Origin of the sequence: Mesorhizobium sp. M2A.F.Ca.ET.067.02.1.1, from assembly GCF_004023285.1 — a bacterium.
Taxonomy (GTDB): Bacteria; Pseudomonadota; Alphaproteobacteria; order Rhizobiales; family Rhizobiaceae; genus Mesorhizobium.
Genome location: NZ_RZSB01001013.1, coordinates 1 through 1,746, shown reverse-complemented (window position 1 = coordinate 1,746; position 1,746 = coordinate 1). Strand labels below are relative to the sequence as shown.

General features: G+C 65.8%; 1 protein-coding gene and 1 pseudogene. One reads left to right on the top strand and one right to left on the bottom strand.

Annotation, left to right across the window (positions count from 1 at the left end; translation table 11 throughout):
• Nucleotides 1–497: pseudogene (locus tag EOA28_RS34840) on the top strand (alpha/beta hydrolase); the annotation flags it as partial.
• Between the two features lie 48 nt (nucleotides 498–545).
• Here EOA28_RS34840 and EOA28_RS34835 read toward each other — a convergent pair.
• Nucleotides 546–1,746 (bottom strand): DEAD/DEAH box helicase (locus tag EOA28_RS34835; protein ID WP_148671068.1); only part of this gene is annotated, 1,201 nt, incomplete at its 5' end.

Below are 1,746 nucleotides of genomic sequence, written 5' to 3'. Positions count from 1 at the left end.
CAACGCAGCCCGGCGCATCCGACGGTGTCGCGGCCATCGCGTTCATATCGCCGAATTTCGGCGTCAAGGCCTCCGGCGCGGAGTTGCTGACCATGCCCTGGGGCAGGCAGATCGCCGAACTTGTCGGCGGCAAGGAGCGCAGCTTCCCGGCACGCAACGCGCTGCACGAAAAATTCTGGACCACCAGGTACCCGATGAGAGCGGTGCTGCCGATGGCCGGGCTCACCGAGCTTGCCTATACCGCGCCGGTCGAGAAGGCAAAGATCCCTGCCCTGTTCATCTTCTCGGATTCCGACAAGGTGGTGCGGCCGGATCGCACACGCGAGATCGCCGCGCGCTGGGGCGGTCCGCACGAGCTGGTGCCGGTCGACGATACCGGCGATCCGGACAATCACGTCATCGCCGGCGATGTGCTGTCGCCGCAGACCACACGCTTTCTAACGGAGCGTATCGTGGTCTGGGTGAAGGCGTTGATGCAGCAGCAATCTGGCCAGTGAACGAAAAACGGCCGGAGCATTTGCTCCGGCCGTTTTTCGATGATGAGCTCAAGCAGCGCGGTTCGCCGGACGCTTGCCGCCGAAGCGGCGCTTGTTGTTTCCCTTGAAGCGCTTGAAACCGCCGGGCTTGCGCTCGCCGTTCGGCTGGGCGGCCGCCGGGCGTTCGCCCTGCGGCTTCGGTCCGCGCTCGCCATTGGGCTTGCCGGCGAAGTGCTTCTTGCCACCGCCATTGCCCGGTCGGCGGCCATCGCGGCGGCCGCCATGATGCTCGCGGTCATTGGCCGGCTCGAAATGGCGCTCGGTCTTTTCCCTGGGGTCGCGCTGCGGATCCGGGCTGCCGAGGTGGTCGGCAACGACCGGCAGCTTCATGCGGATGATACGCTCGACCTGCCGCAGCTTGGCATTCTCGGAGGGGTCGCAGAGCGTGATCGCGATGCCGTCCCTGCCGTTGCGGCCGGTGCGGCCGATGCGATGGACGTAGCTTTCAGCCTCGTCCGGCAGGTCGAAATTCACGACATGGCTGATGCCGGGCACGTCGATGCCGCGCGCCGCGATATCGGTCGCCACCAGGATGCGAACCGAGCCGTCGCGGAAATCGTTGAGCGCCTTCTGACGGGCGTTCTGCGACTTGTTGCCGTGGATGACGGCGGCTTCAAAACCGTCGCGCACAAGATCCTTGGTGACACGATCGGCGCCATGCTTGGTGCGCGAGAACACGATCACCGTTCGCATCGCCTCGTCGACCAGCATCTTGGACAGCACCTGGCGCTTCTGCCTTGTGCGGGCAAGCACCACGCTCTGCACGATCTCGGCGGCGGTCGTGCTCTGCGGCGAGACTTCGACGCGGACCGGATTCTTCAGGAGGCCCTTGGCAAGCTCGGCGATCTCGTCGGGCATGGTTGCCGAGAACAGCGCCGTCTGGCGGTCCGGCGCGGTCGCCTTGGCGATGCGCTTGACGTCGTTGATGAAACCCATGTCGAGCATGCGGTCGCCCTCGTCGAGGACGAGCCATTTGGTGTCGGCAAGGATAAGGTCGCCTTCACGCACCAGGTCGGTCAACCGCCCAGGCGTGGCGATCAGGATGTCGACGCCGGGCGCGATCTTCTTCACCTGGCTGAAGCGCGAGACGCCGCCGAGCACCAGCGCGGTCGAGATATGCGCGCCCTTGGCGAGCAGCTTGATGGTGTCCTCGATCTGCACGGCGAGCTCGCGCGTCGGCGCCAGGATCAGCGCTCGCGCCGTCTTTGGC